The organism is Mesorhizobium sp. M7A.F.Ca.CA.003.01.2.1 (assembly GCF_003998945.1).
In the GTDB taxonomy this organism is placed as follows: Bacteria; Pseudomonadota; Alphaproteobacteria; order Rhizobiales; family Rhizobiaceae; genus Mesorhizobium; species Mesorhizobium ciceri.
Window position 1 is genome coordinate 1 of record NZ_RZRA01000541.1, and the last position, 3884, is coordinate 3884.

The 3884-nt window shown below is 66.1% G+C and carries 3 protein-coding genes; all 3 read right to left on the minus strand.

Annotated features, from left to right (window positions below):
• Positions 1-299: SDR family NAD(P)-dependent oxidoreductase (locus EN969_RS20625; protein WP_245467468.1), on the minus strand; the 299-nt coding region annotated here is incomplete at its 3' end.
• Positions 300-306: 7 nt separating this feature from the next.
• Positions 307-2391 carry an ABC transporter permease gene (locus EN969_RS20630; protein WP_063167525.1) on the minus strand — a complete coding sequence of 695 codons (2085 nt, stop codon included), beginning with the start codon at positions 2389-2391 and terminating at the stop codon, positions 307-309.
• Positions 2388-3884, minus strand: a 1497-nt coding sequence (locus EN969_RS20635) for a sugar ABC transporter ATP-binding protein (RefSeq protein WP_164758382.1), incomplete at its 5' end; no start/stop codon positions are given. The genes EN969_RS20630 and EN969_RS20635, both read right to left, overlap by 4 nt.

Sequence of the window (3884 nt, forward strand, 5' to 3'; positions counted from 1 at the left end):
TTGTTGATCAGCGCATCGAGCCCGCCGAGTTTTTTCTCGACCGCCTCGAACAGACGGTCGACGTCCTCGTCGCGCGAGACGTCGGCCTTGACCGCCGCGACCAGGTCGATCTTGCTGGGAGCAGCGGCCAGCGCCTCGTCGGAAACGTCGCAGACGACGATGCGGGCGCCGAGGCGTGACAGCGTGTCGGCAATGGCAAAACCGATGCCCCCTGCGCCCGCCGTCACCAGCACGCGCTGGCCTTTCAGCCCGGTCAAAAATTCGTCCGCCGATGCCGGCGCCCTTGTGCTCATGGTCATGTCCTTCTCATTGCAGCCGCCGTTCGCGCAGCGCCATGACGGCGCCCAGAACGACCAGTCCGTAAAGAATTGCCCTCGTGGCATAGGGAAGCGTGGTGCCGGCGAGCAGCATCTGCAGTGCCGTCAGCAACAACACGCCGCCGAGCATGCCGAGATAGTGGCCGCGCCCGCCGGTGATCAGCGCGCCGCCGACCACCACCACGGCGATCGACGGCAATAGATAGTCGTCGCCCATGCCGAGGCTCGCCTGACCCGAAAAGCCGGTCAGCATGACGCCGACAACAGCCGCGCAGACGGCCGAAAGCATGTAGACCAGGATCAGCGTGCGCTCGACGCCGATGCCCGACAAGCGCGCCGCGCGCAGCCCGTTGCCGATGCCGTAGACGCGCCTTCCGAACGGGGTGCGGCCAAGCAGGAGTACCGCTGCGACGACAAAGACGACCATCAGCAGCACGATTGGAGTCAGCAGGCCGGCGAGCTTGGCCGTCATGACCCAGCGCAGCATCGGCGAGGAAAACCCGGCCGGCGTTCCCTGCGAATAGAGCAGCGCACAGCCTTGCAGAATGCCGTTGGTGGCGAGCGTCATGACGATCGGCGAGATGCCGAGATAGACGATGCCGAAACCATTGGCGAAGCCGATGGCGCAGGCCATCACCAGGACGACCGGCAAGGCGTAGACAAGGGCGGCGTCGGAGCCGTTGACCATGCCCGCCAGGATGATGCCGGAGATGCCGATCGTCCACGGCACGGAGAGATCGAGGCCTCCGGTCAGGATGACGGTTCCCTGTCCGAGCGCCAGGACGGCTAGGAAGGAGGATAGCACCAGCAGCGAATTCCAATAGCCCGGATTGAGGATGGCGCGGCCGAGCCAGATCTGGGTGACAAGCACGATGAGCAGCAGGCAGACATAGGCCGGCAGCGCATAGCGCAGCGTTTCCGCATTGCGCAGATGGAAGGCAGGGCGCGGCGATGCCGGACTGCGCTGGGCATGGGCTGGCTCGGCGATCTTGAGACGCCGGTCCACGCGCTCGAGTTGCGAGGGCAATATGCCGGCGCGCCAGGCGGCGAGCCGGGCACGCGCGGCGCGCAGTTGCACGGCAAGCACCGATGCATGCGAGATCGAGCCGGCAAGTGCCGCCAGTACCAGAATGGTGCCTTCGGCGATGGTCGCATAATAGGCCGATACGTTGAGCACCAGCAGGATGTTCACCACGATCATCAGGATAAAGGCGCCGAAGACAGAGCCCACCGGGCCGCCCTGCCCGCCACCGAGGCGCGTGCCGCCGACGACGACCGCCGCGAACATCGACAAGAGCAGCGGATTGCCGACCAGCGGATCGCCGCTGCCGGTCTGGGCGCTGATGAACACGCCGGCAAGGCCATAGCAGCCGCCGGCGATGACATAGACGGCAAAGCGCACCAGAACGACATTGATGCCGACGGAAGCGGCCGACTCCGGATCGCTGCCAAGCGCGTAGAGTGCTGTGCCGAAGCGGGTTCCCTTCAGCCAGAACCAGGCGAGCAGGACGACACCGATCACCACCAGCGGCATCGGCAGCCAGCCGGCGATCGCGTCGCCGAGATAGAAGGTGCCGAGATCGGGCGACACGAAGCCGCCGGGCTTGTCCATCACCAGCAGCGTGACACCTTGCAGGATGAACATGGTGGACAGCGTCACCACGATCGGCTGCATGCGCAGCACCGCGATGAAGAAGCCGTTGAAGGCGCCCACCGCCATGCCGACGCCGATGCCGACGGTGGTCCACAGGAGGATGCTTGCGCCTGGCGCCATCGGATCCATGCTCGATGCCAGCACGGCATTGACCAGCGATATCACCGCGCCGGCGGACAGGTCGAAGCCGCCCGACAGGATCACGATCGTCTGGCCGATCGCCGCGAGCGCCGAGGTGGCGCCGCCGCTCGACAGGAACGACACATCGAAATAGGTCAGCGGCCCAGCGCTGATCCAGTCGACGACGAAGAGCAGGATCGCCAGGACGGCCGCGGCGATCAGCGCGCCGCGATTGCGCACCAGCGCACGGCGCAGTCCGAAGCCGCCGGGAACAGGGGATGAGGCTGCTGCGCTGCTCATGCGGCGGCTTCCCCGGCATGGCCGAGCGCCGGGCGCATGATGGCCGGTTCGGTGATAGCGTCGCCTTCGAGTTCGGCGGCGATGCGCCCGTCATAGAGGACCAGCACCCTGTCGCATTGGTGAACGAGTTCGGGGATCTCCGTCGAGTGCAGCAGGATCGAACCGCCCGAAGCCACGTAGTTTCGCATCATCACATAAAGCTCGTGCTTGGTGCCAACGTCGATGCCTCGGGTGGGATCGAACAACAGCAGGATGCGGCTCTGCGCCACCAGCCACTTGGCGATGGCGATCTTCTGCTGGTTGCCGCCGGAAAACGCACCGGCCCGCGTCCACAGCGCGCGGCGGTCGACCTCGACAGTGGCGAATGCCGCCTCGACGGAGCGGGTCTCGGCTTGCGCGTCGACAAGGCCTAGCCGTGTGAAGCGCGATATCACCGGCAGCGTGGCGTTCTGGCTGCCCGACAATTTCAGGAACAGGCCTTCGGATTTGCGGTCTTCCGGCACCAGGCCGATGGCCATGTTGGGGCGCAAGGCATCGGCCGGCGAACCGAGCCAGACCTTGCGGCCGTCGACGAGGATGTGGCCGCGCTCGATCTCGGCCATGCCAAAGCAGGCCAGGAACAGGTCCTGCTGGCCCATGCCTTGCAACCCGGCGACGCCGAGGATTTCGCCCTTGCGCAGATCGAAGCCGGCGCCGTCGAGCTTGCGTCCGACCTTGAGGTCGCGCACGCCCAGAACCGGCGGACCGAAGGCCTGGGCGCTGTCCGGCTTGGGCGGAAAGGTCTGCTCGATGCTGCGGCCGATGATCTTTTCGATGACGTCGGCATCCGAGACATCGGCGACCGGCGCGGTGACGATGTGGCGGCCGTTTCTCAGGATCGTCAGCGTGTCGCAAAAAGCGCGGACCTCGCGCATGCGGTGGGTGATGAAGACGATGGTGGTACCCGCCGTCTTCAGCCTGGCGATGATGTCGCCCAGCCAGTCGACGTCGCGTCCGGCGAGCGTCGAGGTCGGTTCGTCGAGCAAAAGGATGCGCGGCTTGCGGTAGACGGCGCGCGCGATCTCGATCTTCTGGCGCACCGAAAGCTCGAGCTCGCTCACCTCGGCATCGAGATCGACGGAAAAACCGAGATCTTCGATATGGCGGCGGACGGCCTTGCGGGCGGCACCGCGGCGGATCAGGCCGGAGATGCCGACGGGGGCGTAAGGCAGCAGCATGTTGTCGAGCACGGAGAGATCGCGCACCAGGGTCATCTCCTGGAATGCTGTCTGCATGCCGAGCGCATGTGCTGCGCGCGGTGCGCCGTAAGCGATCTCCTTGCCGAAGACACGGACATGGCCTTGGCTCGGCCGGACCAGCCCGGACAGCAGCTTCACCAGTGTCGACTTGCCGGCTCCGTTTTCACCGAGCAGGGCATGGACGCTGCCGGGCGCGATCGCAAACGACACGCCGTCCAGCGCGACGGTCGGGCCGAACGCCTTGCTGATGCCGTC

What these genes read in the sequence shown, in the direction of transcription:
- EN969_RS20630 (WP_063167525.1), bottom strand. Translation starts at nt 2,391, where the DNA reads ATGAGCAGCGCAGCAGCCTCATCCCCTGTTCCCGGCGGCTTCGGACTG.